Below are 17,034 nucleotides of genomic sequence, written 5' to 3' on the forward strand. Positions count from 1 at the left end.
ACGATGGGAAAAACAATTGTAGGAATGGCAAGTAGCTATGTCGGGTTGAAGCCTAGTCCGACAGATTGGTTGTGGCAGCAGTCTCCTTATCCATTCGGACATTGGGGCAACATTCAACTTGATGCTTCTGCCGAAACGCCAGATTTTTTACTGTTATATCAGTTCGATTTTCCCCGGCGTAAAGTCGATACCTCATGGCGCGCTCGGTTCCGCAAGCCTCAGCCTTTACCCGATGTTACCCCTCAATTCAAAGGCGTTGCAAAAGAACGCATGATTTATCTCTTGCGTGAACCGCCGTTAGAAGAAATTGTTCACATCACAAAAGAGAACTACGAAAAGGCAAGCCAGTATTGTGCTTATGTTTCAGGCCCAGACGATTTTGCACCGATACCCGATTACATGCCCGCAATTTGGTATTTAGGCAATACTTTTCGCGAACTCAATGAGATGCCACCCCCTGAAAAAATTCGGACTTGTAGCTGGATTACTTCAGGCATCAGTCGAACTGAGAATCACCGCAAACGGCTCGCATTTCTCAAAATGCTGCAAGAGAACAAGGTTGATTTTGATCTCTATGGTCGCGATTTACCCGAGTGGGCAACCACAACCGGGAGAATTGGCGGAAAGTGGTATGGCATGGCTCCGTATTACTACAATTTGTCGATCGAGAATTATGCCGAGAATGATTGGTATGTCACTGAGAAGCTATGGGATGCTTTGCTATCTTGGTGTTTACCGATTTACTATGGCGGCTCAGCAGCCGATAAATTACTGCCTCCAGGTAGTTTTCTGCGTCTACCCAGCATGGACGAGAAAGGCATGAAATACATTCAAGAAGTAACGGCAACGCCGGATGCCTGGTTTGAAGCAAGAGACGCGATCGCAGAAGCACGCCAAGTCATCTTGCACAAGTTGAATCTGATGAATTGGCTATCTGAGTATGTGGAGCGGGTGTCTGAATGATGAATGGAATTTGTACGCTGGCAAACGATCGCGTTTTTGATCAATTAGTCGCCTTGCTCAATAGTATTGAAGTAAATGTGGGTCGAGATATTCCGGTTTGTATCTATCCCTTTGATGATCAATTAGATCGCATTCGCACAGAGATTCAGAATCGTCCCAATGTCATGCTGTATGACGATCAGAAATCGATTCGGCAGTGGGATGAATTTATGCGGCAGATTGATCCCACCAAGCTCAATCAGAAAGAGCGTCTGTATGGAGCACATCGGCGATTTTGTGCGTTTGATGCTCCATTCGATCGCTTTATTTATATGGATGCCGATACCTTGGCAATGAGTTCAATGGCTCACATCTTTGCCTTGTTAGAGAATCACGATTGGGTGGTGTATGACTTCCAATTTCTTGATCCGAGCAAGATTTACAACACTGAGTCACCAAAGCTGCATGAAGTCTTTTCAACCGATCGAATTAACAAAGAGATCTTCTGTTCAGGTTTCTATGCCAGTAAGCGAGGACTTTTTAACTTAGAACAGCGTGAAGATTTTATCCAGGCATTGCAATCAGGCGATCGAGAAATTCTCTACGGTGGAGCAGGTGAGCAACCTGTGATCAATTACATGGTGATGAAATCGGGCATTAAAACCTGCAATCTAGCTCACCTTTTACCTTATGGAGAATCGACTGGCTGTTCTGTCACTTCCAACCATTTCGAGGAGAGAGAGCACATTCTATATGACCGAGGTAGACAACTGACCTATTTGCACTATATCGGAGTGAAGCCGCAACGGATGGAGCAAGTTGCGAAGGGTGAAGCTGTTACTTTCCCGTATCGAGATCTGTTTCTCTACTATCGCTTTTTGCATGAGCCAGAAAAGCGTCCGGTTTTGACTCAAGTTCAAAGTCCAACATTCGTTCAGAAAGTTCTACAAAAGCTGAGGATCGCATGAAACGAGGAATTTATATTGTCGCCAACGACAAGGTGATCGAGAATGCGATCGCGCTTCTCAACAGTATTCGATTATTTGATAAAGAAGTACCTGTGTACTTGATTCCGTTTAATGACGAGTATCATCAAGTCATCGAAACGCTGCATCGATTACATCAAGTCGAGCTATTCCCCGATTTAGCATTGCTAGAACGAATCACCAACCGAGTGGGTGAGATCTTCGATCGAGATTTTCTCAAACTGCCCAACAAAATGAGAAAGCTCGCGACTTGGTTCGGGGTCTTAGATGAGTTTCTCTATATTGACACTGATATTGTTGTATTCGACAAGATTGCAGATACGCTCAATCATTTGTCTGAGTGCGATTTCTTCTGCTGTGACTATCACTATTCGAGCGAAGGGTTGAGAAATATTTTCTCTGAAATCGTCAAAGACACAATTTTTACCCCGGAAGCACTGCAAGATGTCTTTAATAGCGGATTTTGGGGATCGCGCCGGGGAGTGATCAGCGAAGAACAACTTTACGACATTCTGAAAGATTGCGCGCAACATCGGGAGTATTTTGACTTTTCCCAAGGAGTGACGGATCAGCCGATTCTGAACTATCTGATACTGAAGTGTTTTGATCGACGAATGAATTTGGTTAAACCACCAGAGAATGCTCCTGGAAGTTGGGCAGGATCAAAGCATTTTGAAAATCGGCAGTACATTTTGTACGATCGCGCTCAAAAGCTGAAGTATTTGCATTGGGCAGGAATTTCGATTCGACCCGGCGCGCCTTACTGGGACGTGTGGGAACATTACCGCTATTTACATGAACCGGAGACGGCTCTCTGGCGCAAATTCTCGCGTTTCATTCCCTTTGCAAATCGCTAGGCATGGATGCGAGATCGGCAAAATACCTCTCCTGACAATTTGTGAGTCAATATCTCAACTCAAACTGGCATGACTTATGGACGGAATCTACATCCTGGCAAATGACTACGTTTACGATCAGCTCGTTGCACTGCTCAATAGCATTGAAACGAATATCAGTCCAACGATGCCAGTTTGTATTCTGCCGTATGACGATCGCTTAGACAAAGTGAGATCGCTGATTGCAGCCCGTCCGCAAGTTTGTCTGTTTGAAAATCACGACTCGATTCAACGTTGGGAACAGTTCGCAACTGAAGCTTGGCAGTCTCACGATCGGGCACAGAAAACCTGGCGCGAACGCGAACTACCGACCGTCTATCGCCTTGCCATGCACCGCAAACTCTGCTGCTTTGATGGTGAATTTGATCAATTTATTTATTTTGATGCGGATACCCTTGCTCTTGGTTCGGTCGCTCCTATTTTTCAAAAGCTGGATGACTATGATTGGGTCACGAACGACTATCAGTATTCTTCTGATTTGAAATACATCTTTGACGGCTCCCAAGCAGACCTACTGAACGTATTTACACCTGAGACACTCAAGAATATTTTCTGTGCGGGTTGGTTCGCCTCTAAGAAAGGCGTATTTACCGATGAAATCCTGCGATCGCTGCTAGACTCTCTCAAATCTGGAGAAGCAGATTTGATGGCGCTTTGGGGACCGGATCAATCTTTGATGAACTACATGGTGCTCCGTAGTCAAATTTCCTACTACAACTTTGCGTCCACGGGGACTGCACCCGGTTCTCACTGGTCAAGCTCATTTGAACAACAAGATCACGTCCTCTATGACAAAGGACAGAGACTAATGTACTTGCACTATATGAGCGTTGCCACCGCTCACTTCAATCGCCTCTGCCAGGGCGAAGAAGCGCAAATTCCTTACCGTGACCTCTTCTTGTATTATCGCTACCTCAACGCGCCTGAAAGCCGCCCACAGCACTTCAAATCTCCAAATCCATTCACTCAGGCTCGATCGCATATCACCCGCTTCTATCAGCAGAAAATGGGGAATCTAAACTACCGATTCCGTAAACTCAAGCAGCAGTTGAACAAAACACAACTTTAAAGCGTCAATTCCAACTGATCCCCACGATCGAGTAAGATCAACCCTTTACAGTGTGAGGCAACGGTTGGAGATATGACCCTAAGTTTAGTGACCGGAGCAGCAGGATTTATTGGTTCGCATCTTGTCGAAGCCTTGCTCGAACGAGGCGATCGCGTCATTGGGGTCGATCAGTTCAATGACTACTACGATCCGGAACTGAAGTGGAAAAATCTCGCCATCAGCTTGCAGCATCCGAATTTTAAGCTGATTGAAGCAGATATTCAGTCCCTAGATTGGCATCACCTCTTGAAAGATGTGGAAGTGATTTACCATCAAGCAGCACAAGCCGGAGTGCGAGCAAGCTGGGGATCAGGATTTCGCACTTACACTGAGCAAAATATTAATGCGACTCAGATTCTACTTGAAGCAGTTAAAACTGCAAAGCGCCTTCAGCGATTTATCTATGCTTCGAGTTCATCCATCTATGGCAATGCAGAAGCACTGCCAACTTCTGAGACAATTTGCCCCCAGCCTGTTTCACCTTACGGCATCACAAAACTAGCAGCCGAGCAGCTTTGTGGACTTTATTATCGAAACTTCGGAGTTCCCACTTGCTCGCTTCGTTACTTCACTGTGTATGGAGCAAGACAACGTCCGGACATGGGATTTCACAAGTTTCTCAAAGCAGCACTTCAAGATCAAGCGATCGTCATTTATGGAGATGGACAGCAAACTCGAGATTTCACAAACGTGAATGATGCGATCGCGGCAAATTTAGCGGCGGCAGAAACCCCAGAAGCAGTTGGAGCAATCTTTAACATTGGAGGAGGCAGTCGCGTCGTTTTAACGGATGTCATTGCAACAATGGAGACGATTTTAGGTCGCTCAATTCGGAAAGAGTTTATCGAAAATGCGATCGGAGATGCCAGACATACTTCTGCAGATGTGACAAAAGCAAAAAAAATCTTGAATTATCAGCCGCAAGTTTCTTTACAAGAAGGGCTGACTCAGGAATGGGAATGGATTCGATCGCTCTATCAATAAATGCTTTCACTGTAAGGGTTTTAGTAGCTATTTAGCTATTCCTAGCACTCAGATTAATGAGATTCCCTAGAACTCCCCAGTAGCTTCTTTCAACATTTTCGAGCTAAGTTGATCTAAAAGTGGCAGAGGGAACTACAATCTACTTACATCACTTTATTTCAGGAAAATATCGTGTCATCCATTCTAACTAAAGACCTGAAATCCAATTTGGAAGAAACTCGCTCTCGTTTACTAAGCGAACGCCAGGCTCTCATTCAGGCAGCACAATCCGAAGCAGAAGCAGAACTCGACAAAACGTTGCAATACATTGAGCAACTGTTGGGCGCAAGTGGTGATAGCGCACCTAGCGCACCAGCAGCTAGTACAGCAAGTCCTAAAGCGACGAAAGCTCCCGCAAAATCCAAGGCAAAAGCAGCAGCTCCCGTTGCGGCTGAGCCGAAGAAAGCAAAAGGACGGAAATCCTCCAAATCCTTCGATGCCTCAGTTCTAAAATCTGAGTTCAAATCCTTGAAGGCCATGCAAGCGATCGTGGAAGTGTTGGGTTCTGCGAAAGAACCATTGTCGATCGATGACCTAATCGATCAAATCTACGATCCGTTCGATCCCGCAGAAATGTCAAAAGCTCGGATGAGTGTTGCAATTACAACCAAACATGCCGAGCGTCGTGGACTATTAAAGAAAGTTCAAGACAATCCTTCTCGCTTCCAAGCAGTCTAAATCAAAGGGCTGACTTACGCTTTTTCTCCGGCAAGTTTCTTGCTGGAGTGCGTTGTCCTTTGTAAAACTTCTGCTCTAAGCGATTCAGTACAAGCCAAATGGAACCAGCAATCAGTGGCACGATCGCAGCCAGTGTCGCGATCGTGATCGACGAGGGGGAAAGTGCGATTGAGAGCAGTGGCAGCAGTGCCCAAGCTAAGCCTCCGATGATTGTGGTTCCAATTTTTATGGTCTGAATTCGGGCAAGCGCAGTGCGACAGCTTGAACAATGAATCGTATGAGAATAATAGCGATCGAGCAGTTGATCGATCGATTGCAACGGCGGTAAAGGTTCGCCGGGAAACGGATCAGCTTCAAACGCATTCACCCACTGACGCAAAGTAGATACAAACGTATCAGCACGAGTCGGTAAGTAAAAAGCTTTTGCAAAGTTATCACTTCCGCCTTTCTCAGCGAGGTATCGCTCTTGGTAGTGCAAAAAGATTTGGTCATCTTCTAGCACAGTGTTGTTACCTAAATGCGAGTACCAGCGGGGTGTCAATCGAATAAAAGTACTCGGAAGTTTAGAGGCAAACTTGAACGGGAAGCGAGCAAAGACCCGACATTCTCCTTTTCGGGTCGGGGTAGCATAAACGACGGTGAGCGTTCGACCAAATTGCTTTGAGGTGAGATCATGCCACATCAGAGCAGGTGCGATAAAAGTCGTCTGCTGTGAGCCTAATGTGCCTTTGCGCGGCCCTTCTTGCCAAAATCCCTTAAAGCCTTGTTTACTCGATTCTAAAACTTCGAGTTCAACCGGAGCCGCATTCAATCGATTGCCAACCGATTTGTGATGCGTAAACGGCAGATGGCTCGAATCGAGAACATTTTCGAGCAAGGTCAAAGCATCGTAAGGCAAATCTCGAAATGTGTTCAGACAGACCCATCCGTCCGGCGTTTCTTCCATCGGTTCGATGATGGGAATTTTGACCTGTTCGGACGGGTTTTGACCAGGATAGACAAAAAGTAAGCCTTGACGCTCAGCCGTGGCGTAGGAGGCGACGCAGGCACGTTTAGACTGATGCGCAAGCGACCCTTCGTGTTGTTGGGGAATGCGATCGCAGGTGCCATCGCCCTGAAATGCCCATCCATGATAGGGACATTCGAGCAGTCCATCTTCTGCGATTCTGCCTTCTGAAAGTGGGGCAAGACGGTGAGGACATTGATCTTCAAAGGCTTGCCAGCTTTCAGCATTTGCATCCCACCAAATCACTAGATCTTGCCCTAGCAGTGTGAATTTAGCGGGCTTGGTTTTGTCCAAGTCTTGAATGTAATAAACGGGATACCATGCTTCTTTCCAGTCGAATCGAGTGGGGTCAGTTCCACCTGCTGGAATTTCTGCGATCGAAGTACGTGCATCAGTCAGCATGAGACAGCCTTTTGGAGATCTTCTTTACATATCTTAATTATATCTCTCTCAATTTCGCTGTGAAAAAATCCACCATTGCCGGGAGTTGCACAACTCTGGGGGCAGGAACAATCGGACTGTTCTGCTTATACAATAAGATTTTTGCAGTGAAAGAGATAGCTATGACGAGTTCTAAGATTGGTGTAGCAGTTGTCGGAACGGGCTTTGGGCAGAAAGTCCATATTCCCGGATTACAGGCACATCCACGCACTGAAGTCGTGGCAGTCTATCATCGTGACTTGCAAAAAGCACAGGCGATCGCTCAAGCTCACAATATTCCTCAGGCAAGTTCGTCGATCGCTGAGATTTTAGCGCTGCCAACAGTCGATGCGGTTAGTATTTCCACTCCACCTTTCCTGCATTATGAGATGGCAAAGTCCGTTTTAGATGCTGGAAAACATTTATTGCTTGAAAAGCCGACTGCTTTGAATGTGAAAGAAGCGAGAGACTTGTATCAGCGATCGCTCGATCGTCGAGTGGTGACAAGCATGAATTTCGAGTTTCGCTTTGTTCCGGCTTGGCAACATTTTGCAGATTTGCTTGCCTCGAATTATGTTGGACAAACGCGGTTAATTAAGATTGATTGGCTCGTTTCAAGCCGCGCTGATGCTTCTCGTCCTTGGAATTGGTACGCGCGTAAAGAGCAAGGGGGAGGTGCATTAGGGGCATTAGCTTCTCATACCTTTGACTATATCGCTTGGCTGTTTGGCACTGTCGATCGCTTAACGGCAAGGTTAAGTACTGCCATTCCAAACCGTCCTGATCCAAGTACAGGCGACCTAAAGCCTGTAGATTCGGATGATACGTGCAACATCACATTAGAGCTAACAGACGGTACGCCTTGTCAGATTTGTATTAGTTCAGTCACAACTCAAGGGCGCGGGCATTGGATTGAAGTGTATGGCGATCGCGGAACGCTAGTACTCGGTAGCGATAATCAGAAAGATTATGTGCATGGATTTAAGCTGTGGGGCGCACCGCTTGGACAAGAATTAGTGGAATTAGAGATTCCTAAGCAGTTTGCATTTGAACAAGTATTCACAGATGGGCGGATTGCACCGTTTATTCGTGTCGTCGATCAGTGGGTGTTAGGCATCGATCGACAAGAATCTCTACCACCCTCTTTGAAAGAAGGAGTTTACTCGCAATTGTTGATGGATTTAGCACATGAATCGAATGAGACTGGAACTTGGGTAACGGTTCCAAAGTGAGCATAACCTCTGGAACCGTCGCTGCGCGTTCTACCAAATCGAGTAAACGGGCTGAGCTTTGAGTTGCTCACAGGGTGGTGAGTTTACAAACCAAATTGGCAGCTTCCCGCCATGTAGAACTTCTTCGGGCTGCTCGACCGTTTCTGAATAAGCCAAGTCCTTGATTTGAGTTAATCGGCTCGGAGTTTGTACGCGATTTTCTTTGAGCAATCGACTGTAGGTACGGTGTGGAATAAAGTGAACAGGATTGTAGCCCGCAAACCGTAGAATCAGCACACAAGCCCAAGAATACCGACCTTCCGTAATCGCATCGACGACTTGCTTAAACTGTTCAGGACTCATGACTTTATTGCGCGACTGAGCTACGCTTCCCCGCTGAAACGTCATAGTAATATCTCTCCTCAGAAATTCTTAAAAATCCGGGCACTACAAACTAATTCCGCCTTTTTGTAATTGGCGAATCGGATCAAGCAGCATTTCCGCGATCGTGCGCCTACGCACGATAATTTCTGCCGACGCAGTCTGACCTGCTTTGAGCGGGGTTGATTGAATCATGTGTCGATCGAGCTGAATTTCGACCCGATACACAGCCCCCAATCGCTCATCTTGCTTAATGTCAGGCGACAGTTTCACAACCTTACCCCCAACAATTCCATAGTCTTGATAAGGATAAGCATCAAACTTCACTTGTACTTTGTCTCCCGGTTTGACAAACCCTGCTTCTCGCGTCGGTAAAGCTGCGACTAAAACTAAAGGCGCAGTCTGAGGTGCAATCTCACTGACCGTTTGCCCTGCTTGCACCACTTCACCAGGCTTACTAACATTCAAGGCGGAAACAATTCCGTCAACGGGAGCTTGCAATTTAAGTTGCTTCATCTCAGCATTCGCTTGCTGAATCAGCTTCTCAGTTTGCTGTTTCTTCGCCATTAACTGCGTTCGCTGCACAAACAAATTTTGAATCGTTTGCTGAGCTTGAATTTGGGCTGTTTGCCCTTCTGCATATTTCTGAGTCAGCTGCGCCCGTAAGCGTCGAGACTCTGCCACAACTTGCTGCAAATCCGATCGCATTTTCTGCGACTCCGCCAAAGCCTGCTGAATGTCTCCGGTTTGCTGAGTAATGCTGCGTTGGCGATCGCCGAAATGTTGCTCTGCTTGATAGAGGTGCTCCCGCGCCAGTGCCCCTTGATCAACAAGGAATTTCAGCCGTTCGAGTCGTTCTTTTTGACTGTCAGCATCGGCTTGAAGTTGGGCCAGTAAAGCTTGACTGGTCGTTGCTCGTTCTTCAGTTTGCAAAATCGTGGTGTCTTGCCCTTGCAATTTTGCTTGAGCTTGAGCGATCGTGGCTTCTTGAGCACGAATCTCAGCCGTGGCAATCGTCGATCGCGTTTGTGCTTCTAATCGAGTTTTATCAATTAAGGCATCAATTTGCAGCAGCTCTTTTTCATAGTTGCGCTCTTCTTGCTGTAAGGCTCCCACTCGATTGAGTGCAATCTCATGATCGAGTTCAGCGATCGTTTGTCCAGCTTTCACCGTCTGACCTTCTTGCACATACACTTGAGCAATTTTGCCAGAAACGACAGGGTGAACTTTGTAAGCTTCCCCTTGAGGCACTAAACGCCCTTGCGCGCGTCCAATTTCTTCCATCTGGCTCGTTGTTGCCCAACCGACACATGCCGCACAAAAGATAACACCACCCGCGACTAAGCGACTGGGAAAAGTTGCAGGAGGACGATCGAGAACATTTTGCAGCGCAGTAGACCATCTCTCCGGCGGAGTGGGGTCGGAAGAGTCCGCCGAACTTGCGGGAGGGTCGGGAAATGCAGAAGGCATGACTGGAGTGGATGCGAGCGTACCCCCATAGAGGTAGGCAAACTCTGACAGTTCATCGGTCTCCAAGTTAGAAGACAGAGTAGGCGGCGGTGAATCTTCAAGAGAGAGTGAATCAATCCGTATCGACATAATAATGACCTAACACTAGAAATTGCATGAAACATTTCCAGTCGTCAGATGAAGTGCAGTGCAATGAGGGCTTTAATTGTTTTCGGCTGCGGAAGATCCAAATCTAGATCTACAAGCAAGCCATTCAGTAAAAAGGTTGTTTCTACCGGGATGATTTGAAGCGATTTTAACCATCAATGCGATGTCTGAAGACTGAACTAAGTGGCGTGGTAGTGCAATCCCTGTGTAGCTAGAGATATCGTCAGTATTGCTAGAAGACTTGATGAGCATTTTGTTATATCTAATACCTATCATAATCGTTCTACGCGGTATGACAACCCCTAGCACGGGTGATCTTACTACCTGTAATATTTGCGACAGCAGTTACAGATCCAGTTGTTGTTGAGCAAGCTGAGTGTAGAGTCCTCCTTGTTTGATTAACTGTTCATGAGTTCCTTGCTCTGCGATGATGCCTTTATCGAGCACTAAGATACAATCTGCGTTGCGAACAGTAGAGAGTCGGTGAGCAATGATGAACGTTGTGCGATCGCGGCTAATTTGCTGCAAGTTTTTCTGAAATCGTCGCTCGGATTCCGTATCGAGTGAGCTGGTGGCTTCATCCAAAATCAAAATTCGAGGCAGATTGAGCAGGGCACGCGCGATCGCGATTCGTTGCCGTTGTCCACCCGATAGCATGGTGCCTCGCTCTCCCACTTTTGTCTGATAACCCAGAGGTAAGCTCTGAATGAAAGCATGGGCTTCTGCGAGTTTTGCAGCTTTTAACACATCTTCTAGGCGATATTGAGGTCGATAGAGCGTAATGTTATCCAGGATCGTTCCCGAAAAGAGAAAGCACTCTTGTGGAACAATTCCAAGCTGCGATCGCAGAGATTGCGGCGAAACATGATGCAGATCGGTGTTGTCGATGAGAATTCTGCCAGAGGTAGGTTGATATAACCCTTGAAGCAAGTTCGCCAAGGTTGTTTTTCCAGACCCGCTGCGACCGACTAAAGCGATCGTATCCCCTGCACGAGCCGTAAATGAAATGTTTTGCAGAATATTGCGACTATCATCCGCATGATAGCGAAAAGTAACATTCTCAAATGTCACTTCCCCGCGAATACGTGGAAGCACGAGCAGAGGTTGATCCGGACTTTCTTCGGGCTGGGCACTGAAGATATCGTCTAATCGCTCGATCGAAACTAAAACCTCTTGGAACTCATCCCAAAGACCGACTAACGACAAAATGGGAGTAATCACACTGCCAATCATCATGTTGAATGCAACCAATTGCCCAATGGTCAATTGATCTGCAATCACGAGCCTTGCCCCATACCAAAGTAGTAACGTACTACCAAATAAATTGATTAATGTACTTGCACCCTGCAAGGCATTCGCCAGCTTCTGCCCCCGAAACTGAGCATTAAACATACTCGTCAGTTCATCCTCCCACTGCCAGCGCAATTCTCGTTCTGACGCAGTTGCTTTCACCGTTGAGATGCCTGTGAGCATTTCCACAAGCGACGAGTTTTGCTTGGCAGATTCATGAAAGATCTGTCGGGACATTTGCCGGAGAAAGGGACTCGCAATCACGGTCATAATGATGATCGGTGGAATCAGCCCAAGGACTAATAGGGTCAACTGCCAGTTATAATGCAGCATCAATCCGACATACACGATCGCCATGACTGCATCCAGCCATGCTGTGATTGCCTGCCGGGTGAGAAAGAGCTGAATTTTATGATTTTCTTGCACGCGCGTCACAATATCACCGACATGCCGAGTCGCAAAGAATTGCAGCGGTAAATTCAACGCATGAGCAATAAAGCCACTAATCAAGGTGAGATCAACTTGATTCGAGAAAAAATCCAGTAAATACTGGCGGGTGCAAGTTAACCCAATTTTCCAACTGCCAAACAGCAACAATCCAAAGATGAAAATTTGCAGTGTGGGTAGGCTTTTGTGAACAACGACTTGATCCAGAATGATCTGAGTAAAGAGAGGTGTGACGACACCAAAGATTTGCAGCAAGACCGACGCGAGCAGAATCGACCAGACAATTGATCGATAAGGCGTAAAAGCTCCCAAAAATCTTCCCAATGAAGGTTTTGATTTTGGTAACGCTTTCAACAGTTGAGTCGGGCTTAAGAGCAGAGCGTAGCCTGTCCAACTGGCTTGAAATTCTTCATAACTTATCGATCGCCGACCGAGTGCTGGATCAGCGACTAGAACTCGATTCCGCTTCATGCGGTAAACGACAATATAATGTTCACCCTGCCAGTGAGCAATCCAAGGCAATGACTGTTCGGTCATGCGATTAAAGCTTGATCGCACAGGTCGCGCCTGAAATCCTAAACTTTCTGCCGCGAGTGCGAGTCCCTTGAGCGAAGCTCCAGATCGTCCCACGCCTGCTAAGTTGCGCAACATATTGATGCTCAATCGTTTGCCCCAGTACTGAGCAATCATCGCTAAACAAGCAGCCCCACAGTCCGAACTGCTTTGCTGAGGAATAAACGGAGCGCGACCAATTCTAATGCGCGATCGCCGAGGTTTCGCAAACTCGATCGCAGCAGGCTTTGTAGGAGCCGGAATTGGTCGAACAGGCTGAGCTTCAACAGGTTGAACTCGCGCCAAAGGCTGAACGATCGGTTTGACCTCGGGTGATGCTTCACTCTGAAAAACAGTATCCCAATGGTTTGCACTCATTTGATAGAGCTGAAGTTCAGTTGCAGCTACCCAATCTGACGGAATGGATTGAGGATAGCCCCACCCTTGCCCAATCGTTGGAGGCTGAGTGCCTTGAACTTGCCCCTGTCGTAACCAAAACCGACCGGATTGATCCGCAAGACTTGATCCAGCAGCAATGCGGATCTCACACAAATGCGGGAGGAGCTTTTTCAGAACATGGCTAGAATGCGATCGCAGATCCGTCTCACTCTTCAAAAACAACAAGCGTTGTCGATCGTGAGCCATCTTCTGAAGGTCAGACTCTAGCTCAGGCGGAATACTGTCGATCTCAGCAACAAATCCAGCACTTGCCGCGATCGCTTGATAAGACAGAACCGGATCACAGAATTGTTCATCTGATCCCCAACTGTCTCCCACGTCTAACACTGCCGCAGGTACACCTGACCGAATCAAGCGGACTCGTCCTTGGCAAAGCATCATGACATGAGAGACGTTCAGCACATCACCGAGTTGAAAGGCTCGAAAATTAAACGATCGCGAGAAAGCAGGATCGACCGAAAATCGGGTCATAAGAATCTCGGACAGTAGCTCATAAGCACTATCCAAGTTGACTGGAGGCGCGTCGCGTCCAATCTCTGAATTTTTCTTCATAAGGGGGGCTAGGAGAATCGGATGGATTGTTGAGAGCGATCCAGCGTTCTAGCAAAAGAGACGATAAATTTTAGCTACTGTGAAGTTCGAGCTTTCCTATTCCTTTCTGCAGTCTGGTTTTCGAGAATCCATACAAACGTAAATAAACTTTATATAGAAGGCAGGGAGCCGCCAGTGAAGTACAAAAGTCTCGCTTTCCACACCAAAAAAGCTAGAGAATTTCTTCCCTAGCCAAATATCTTTGAGTAACAAATCAGGCACTTGGAGATTACAAAACGCCAATGTTGGACAATCCTAAGATCGCACCTGCGCCTAGCACATGACCAAAGCAGGTCGCACCAATCACAGCAGGGAGTCCAAAGCCACCAAACATATTGGATGAAGGCATTTCAGGGGGCGCACTCGGATTCTTCATCGTGTATTTCGCAAACGCGATCGCCAAAATATTGCAAATAATCATCACAGCCCCAACGCTCGGACTCCAATCCACAGCTCTCGGCGCAACTGCTAGCAAGGTAGAGGTCAACAATTGAGTTTCTCCTTAAATCGTATTTTGTGATCAAAAACTTCTGTCTAGAGGTTTTGTACCAAAAAGCATCACGAAACAAGTCGAATCGCAGCAATAGTTAATGATTCTATGCAGTTTGAAACAAATCCCCATCTTTTATACTGAGTATTAAAAAACACACAGTGTTAGCAACTTTCTTGTACTTCTTTGCATGAGCAATGTTGCTTGTTAGATATTGAGTAATTAATTACACAGAATGTTCTAAGAAAGTATGTTTTTCAGAACATGATTTACAGAATTAAAGTTGGCTAAACATGTATTTTGATTGACATAGCAATGAGTGAATCTTGAAATTCAAATTTTATACAAATTTGCCAAACCCTTCTAGAGTAAGCTGTTTCAAATATATGTCTAAATAGAAAAATCTAATGTATTTAGTATTACAAACTACAACTTAGACAAAATGTTCGCGATTCTGACTTGTTATTTGAGAAAGTAACGAGTAATCTAATGATGACCCCGAATACTGAGGTCATTAAACGTTGATTCCCTGAAATTGTCATTCTCTCAATGCAATTTAACGTCAAGCTCAGGAGGTTCGATCTCAAATTTATACTCGATTTAGTGAATGCTTCTCGTCGCGGCTCCGACAGATTCAACAGCAACATTTGTTGAAGTACATATTTGAAGTTCACCTCATGGATGCAGCGGGCTGTCTAGTTCTTAGATAGTTCCGAGTTTTTTGTATCTAAGACTCAACTTCAAATATGAGGAAACGCTCTTACGAGTATCAAGTTTCTATTAAGATGGCACGACTGTTCTCAGTACTGATAGTCTTCCTATAAGGTTGATAGCACCTGAATTTTCTGCTAATCGCTAGATATTTTACAGATGTTTTTTTCTTCTGACTTCTGTCTCAAGGAATACCTCATCTCCTGAAAACTTTGCCTAATGTTTATGGTTAGTTATGGTTAGTCACAGACCGTTTCAACGCCTACAGCCTCTCTCGTTGTTGGCGCAATTGATCAGCCGTCGCGTTGATGGTTGCTTGCAAATTGTTAGTGGTTCCGTTTCTTGGTTACTCTACCTGGATGAGGGCACACTTGCCTTTGCAACCAATTCGATCCAGCCCTTTGATCGGCTCAATCGCGCGCTCGATCAACTCAGCGATCGCGTCCCCTCGCTGACTCGATTCGATCGTGCTCAGCTCCGGCAATTTGAAACGGTGGCTGGAACTTATCCTGCAACCAGCGCAGACTATCAAGCGATCGAATGGCTAATTGGACAAGGATTAATCGATCGATCTCAAGCCATAGAACTGATTGAACTGCTTGCAATCGAAGTGATCAAACCTTTTCTGAGTGTGACAGAAGGCATTTATGAAGTTATTGCGAAACCCAATTTTCTGCATTACCCGAATCTCTGTCAGCTTGATTTGCGCCCGATCGTCGAACGCTGTCATTCCGACTTGAAATCCCACTCACCTACGATTCCAAAAGCGGCTAGCCCAGATGTATCGATTCCGCTCCCTAGCCCAGTCTCAAGTGCTCCCAGCACTAGACCCCTCACCTTCACGACTCCTCAACCGACTCAGACTCCTGATATAACCGTTCCGACTGGTTCAGCATCGCCTCACTCAGCGACAGCAACCGCTCGAGATCAATACAAAATTGCCTGCATTGATGACAGCCCAACGGTATTGCAAGCGATTAGTACCTTCTTAAATGATTCCAGCGTCTCGGTGATTATGATTAACGACCCGGTCAAAGCATTAATGCAAGTCGTTCGGAGTAAACCGGACATCATCTTACTGGATGTCGGAATGCCCAATCTCGATGGCTATGAACTTTGTTCTTTGTTACGCCGTCACCCCAGCTTTAAGCTCACCCCGATCATCATGGTCACGGGTCACACCGGATTCATCGATCGCGCTAAAGCGAAAATCGCGGGTGCATCTGGCTATCTCACCAAACCTTTTACCCAAGCCGAATTAGTCAAAACCGTTTTTCGATACCTTGAGTAACCGAAATGCTACTTTACCTGCTGTGAAACGTTATGAGCCTAACATTAATGCGAACTGTTCTAGTTGTTGAAGATACTCCCTCAGAGATGGAACTGTTGAGCCACTACTTACGAGAAGGTGGCTATAGTGTGGTCGGAGCAGTCACCGCAAAAGACGCACTCAATAAGGCGATCGAGCTTAAGCCCAATGTGATCGTCACCGATGTCGTGATGCCGGGCATGAGTGGATTCGAGCTATGTCGGAGTTTGAAGAAAAATCCAGAAACGCAGAAAGTCCCAATTATTATCTGCACTTCAAAAGGGCAGGACATCGATCGCTTATGGGGAATGCGTCAGGGTGCAGATGTCTACATCACGAAACCTTTTACTCGTGAAGAGTTAATCCGGGCTGTTCAATCTGTCGGAGGATAAACCGCGTGGATGACTCAGTGTTGACATTAGCAACAACGCAAAAAAATGCGATCGCTCCGAAAAATTTGGGCGAAAGCTATCTCAAATTTGAAGTGGGGCAAGGAACCCAGGTCGGCTTACCCATGCGGCATGTTCAAGAAGTACTCGTGCTTCAGCCGCGCTATTTGACGCCGATCCCTAACTTGATGCCCGGAATTTTGGGACTGATGCACCGTCGCAGTCGCGCGTTGTGGGTATTCGATCTCGCAATGCTCCTTGATATCGGCAGACTCGATTACAGTCCCCAACAATATGATCTCGTGATTCTTCGGACTGGCTCGACTGCCGTAGCAGCAGCAGTCAACCGAGTCGATGGAATTGCTTGGGCAAAGCCTGACGACTTACAGCCCGTCCCCAGTCACGTGACCAAAGGCTTGATCCCCTACTCCAAGGCTTGCATCTTACAGTCTCAAGATGTGATTTTCCTCTTAGACGGTGAGGCTATTCTACAAGCTCCGCTTTTGCAAAATCATTAATACGCTCTCT

Annotated in this window: 15 protein-coding genes; 10 read left to right on the forward strand and 5 right to left on the reverse strand. The window is 46.4% G+C overall.

The annotated features are described in order from the left end of the window. Positions 1-3 precede the first annotated feature (3 nt). From ACMUEV_RS03855 to ACMUEV_RS03880, 6 genes are all read left to right on the forward strand, one after another. Positions 4-963, forward strand: a complete 960-nt coding sequence (locus tag ACMUEV_RS03855) for a glycosyltransferase family 10 domain-containing protein (RefSeq protein WP_190648883.1) — start codon at positions 4-6, stop codon at positions 961-963. After that, the gene (locus ACMUEV_RS03860) at positions 960-1,910 is read left to right on the forward strand and encodes an Npun_R2821/Npun_R2822 family protein (protein WP_242044280.1); all 951 of its coding nucleotides are present in this window, start codon (positions 960-962) and stop codon (positions 1,908-1,910) included. The genes ACMUEV_RS03855 and ACMUEV_RS03860 overlap by 4 nt, the downstream gene beginning before the upstream one ends. Further along, positions 1,907-2,785, forward strand: coding sequence for an Npun_R2821/Npun_R2822 family protein (locus tag ACMUEV_RS03865; protein WP_190648886.1), 879 nt, complete (start codon positions 1,907-1,909; stop codon positions 2,783-2,785). The genes ACMUEV_RS03860 and ACMUEV_RS03865 overlap by 4 nt, the downstream gene beginning before the upstream one ends. Before the next feature lie 76 nt (positions 2,786-2,861). After that, the gene (locus ACMUEV_RS03870; RefSeq protein ID WP_190648889.1) at positions 2,862-3,893 is read left to right on the forward strand and encodes an Npun_R2821/Npun_R2822 family protein; all 1,032 of its coding nucleotides are present in this window, start codon (positions 2,862-2,864) and stop codon (positions 3,891-3,893) included. 72 nt (positions 3,894-3,965) lie between these two features. After that, the gene (locus ACMUEV_RS03875) at positions 3,966-4,916 is read left to right on the forward strand and encodes an NAD-dependent epimerase/dehydratase family protein (RefSeq protein ID WP_190648891.1); all 951 of its coding nucleotides are present in this window, start codon (positions 3,966-3,968) and stop codon (positions 4,914-4,916) included. A gap of 171 nt (positions 4,917-5,087) precedes the next feature. Further along, positions 5,088-5,633, forward strand: coding sequence for a hypothetical protein (locus tag ACMUEV_RS03880; RefSeq protein WP_144056280.1), 546 nt, complete (start codon positions 5,088-5,090; stop codon positions 5,631-5,633). A gap of 1 nt (position 5,634) precedes the next feature. Here the strand turns inward: ACMUEV_RS03880 and ACMUEV_RS03885 are convergent, their stop codons facing one another. After that, entirely contained in the window at positions 5,635-7,041 is a 1,407-nt protein-coding gene (locus ACMUEV_RS03885) for a Rieske 2Fe-2S domain-containing protein (RefSeq protein WP_190648894.1), read from the reverse strand. Between the two features lie 161 nt (positions 7,042-7,202). Here ACMUEV_RS03885 and ACMUEV_RS03890 point away from each other — a divergent pair, with 161 nt between their 5' ends. Beyond that, positions 7,203-8,291, forward strand: a complete 1,089-nt coding sequence (locus tag ACMUEV_RS03890) for a Gfo/Idh/MocA family protein (RefSeq protein ID WP_190648897.1) — start codon at positions 7,203-7,205, stop codon at positions 8,289-8,291. Between the two features lie 30 nt (positions 8,292-8,321). On the opposite strand, the gene ACMUEV_RS03895 is transcribed toward ACMUEV_RS03890, so the two are convergent. The 4 genes from ACMUEV_RS03895 to psaK all read right to left on the reverse strand — a co-directional run bounded on the left by ACMUEV_RS03895 (position 8,322) and on the right by psaK (position 14,097). Beyond that, a complete protein-coding gene (locus ACMUEV_RS03895) occupies positions 8,322-8,678 on the reverse strand; it encodes a HetP family heterocyst commitment protein (protein ID WP_017290603.1) in 357 nt (118 codons plus the stop codon). 39 nt (positions 8,679-8,717) lie between these two features. After that, positions 8,718-10,250 (reverse strand): HlyD family efflux transporter periplasmic adaptor subunit, encoded by a 1,533-nt coding sequence (locus ACMUEV_RS03900; protein WP_190648900.1) that lies wholly within the window; start codon positions 10,248-10,250, stop codon positions 8,718-8,720. A 363-nt stretch (positions 10,251-10,613) separates the two neighbouring features. Next, positions 10,614-13,568 carry a peptidase domain-containing ABC transporter gene (locus ACMUEV_RS03905; protein ID WP_190648903.1) on the reverse strand — a complete coding sequence of 985 codons (2,955 nt, stop codon included), beginning with the start codon at positions 13,566-13,568 and terminating at the stop codon, positions 10,614-10,616. A gap of 268 nt (positions 13,569-13,836) precedes the next feature. After that, the gene (gene psaK, locus ACMUEV_RS03910) at positions 13,837-14,097 is read right to left on the reverse strand and encodes a photosystem I reaction center subunit PsaK (RefSeq protein WP_190648906.1); all 261 of its coding nucleotides are present in this window, start codon (positions 14,095-14,097) and stop codon (positions 13,837-13,839) included. A gap of 946 nt (positions 14,098-15,043) precedes the next feature. On the opposite strand from psaK, the gene ACMUEV_RS03915 reads away from it, so the two are divergent. Genes ACMUEV_RS03915 through ACMUEV_RS03925 form a run of 3 tightly spaced genes read left to right on the forward strand, consistent with a single transcriptional unit; the run spans position 15,044 to position 17,024 of the window. Continuing rightward, positions 15,044-16,099, forward strand: coding sequence for a response regulator (locus ACMUEV_RS03915; protein ID WP_190648909.1), 1,056 nt, complete (start codon positions 15,044-15,046; stop codon positions 16,097-16,099). A 32-nt stretch (positions 16,100-16,131) separates the two neighbouring features. Beyond that, the gene (locus ACMUEV_RS03920; RefSeq protein ID WP_190648913.1) at positions 16,132-16,509 is read left to right on the forward strand and encodes a response regulator transcription factor; all 378 of its coding nucleotides are present in this window, start codon (positions 16,132-16,134) and stop codon (positions 16,507-16,509) included. A gap of 5 nt (positions 16,510-16,514) precedes the next feature. Then, positions 16,515-17,024, forward strand: a complete 510-nt coding sequence (locus ACMUEV_RS03925) for a chemotaxis protein CheW (RefSeq protein WP_190648915.1) — start codon at positions 16,515-16,517, stop codon at positions 17,022-17,024. Positions 17,025-17,034 lie beyond the last annotated feature (10 nt).

Origin of the sequence: Leptolyngbya sp. FACHB-1624 (genome assembly GCF_047649235.1) — a bacterium.
Classification (GTDB): Bacteria; Cyanobacteriota; Cyanobacteriia; order Leptolyngbyales; family Leptolyngbyaceae; genus Leptolyngbya; species Leptolyngbya boryana.

Bases quoted from the DNA above. Each gene is read 5' to 3' on its own strand.
- ACMUEV_RS03855 (WP_190648883.1), top strand. From the start codon at position 4: ATGGGAAAAACAATTGTAGGAATGGCAAGTAGCTATGTCGGGTTGAAG.
- ACMUEV_RS03860 (WP_242044280.1), top strand. From the start codon at position 960: ATGATGAATGGAATTTGTACGCTGGCAAACGATCGCGTTTTTGATCAA.
- ACMUEV_RS03865 (WP_190648886.1), top strand. From the start codon at position 1,907: ATGAAACGAGGAATTTATATTGTCGCCAACGACAAGGTGATCGAGAAT.
- ACMUEV_RS03870 (WP_190648889.1), top strand. From the start codon at position 2,862: ATGGACGGAATCTACATCCTGGCAAATGACTACGTTTACGATCAGCTC.
- ACMUEV_RS03875 (WP_190648891.1), top strand. From the start codon at position 3,966: ATGACCCTAAGTTTAGTGACCGGAGCAGCAGGATTTATTGGTTCGCAT.
- ACMUEV_RS03885 (WP_190648894.1), bottom strand. From the start codon at position 7,041: ATGCTGACTGATGCACGTACTTCGATCGCAGAAATTCCAGCAGGTGGA.
- ACMUEV_RS03890 (WP_190648897.1), top strand. From the start codon at position 7,203: ATGACGAGTTCTAAGATTGGTGTAGCAGTTGTCGGAACGGGCTTTGGG.
- ACMUEV_RS03895 (WP_017290603.1), bottom strand. From the start codon at position 8,678: ATGACGTTTCAGCGGGGAAGCGTAGCTCAGTCGCGCAATAAAGTCATG.
- ACMUEV_RS03900 (WP_190648900.1), bottom strand. From the start codon at position 10,250: ATGTCGATACGGATTGATTCACTCTCTCTTGAAGATTCACCGCCGCCT.
- ACMUEV_RS03905 (WP_190648903.1), bottom strand. From the start codon at position 13,568: ATGAAGAAAAATTCAGAGATTGGACGCGACGCGCCTCCAGTCAACTTG.
- ACMUEV_RS03915 (WP_190648909.1), top strand. From the start codon at position 15,044: ATGGTTAGTCACAGACCGTTTCAACGCCTACAGCCTCTCTCGTTGTTG.
- ACMUEV_RS03920 (WP_190648913.1), top strand. From the start codon at position 16,132: ATGAGCCTAACATTAATGCGAACTGTTCTAGTTGTTGAAGATACTCCC.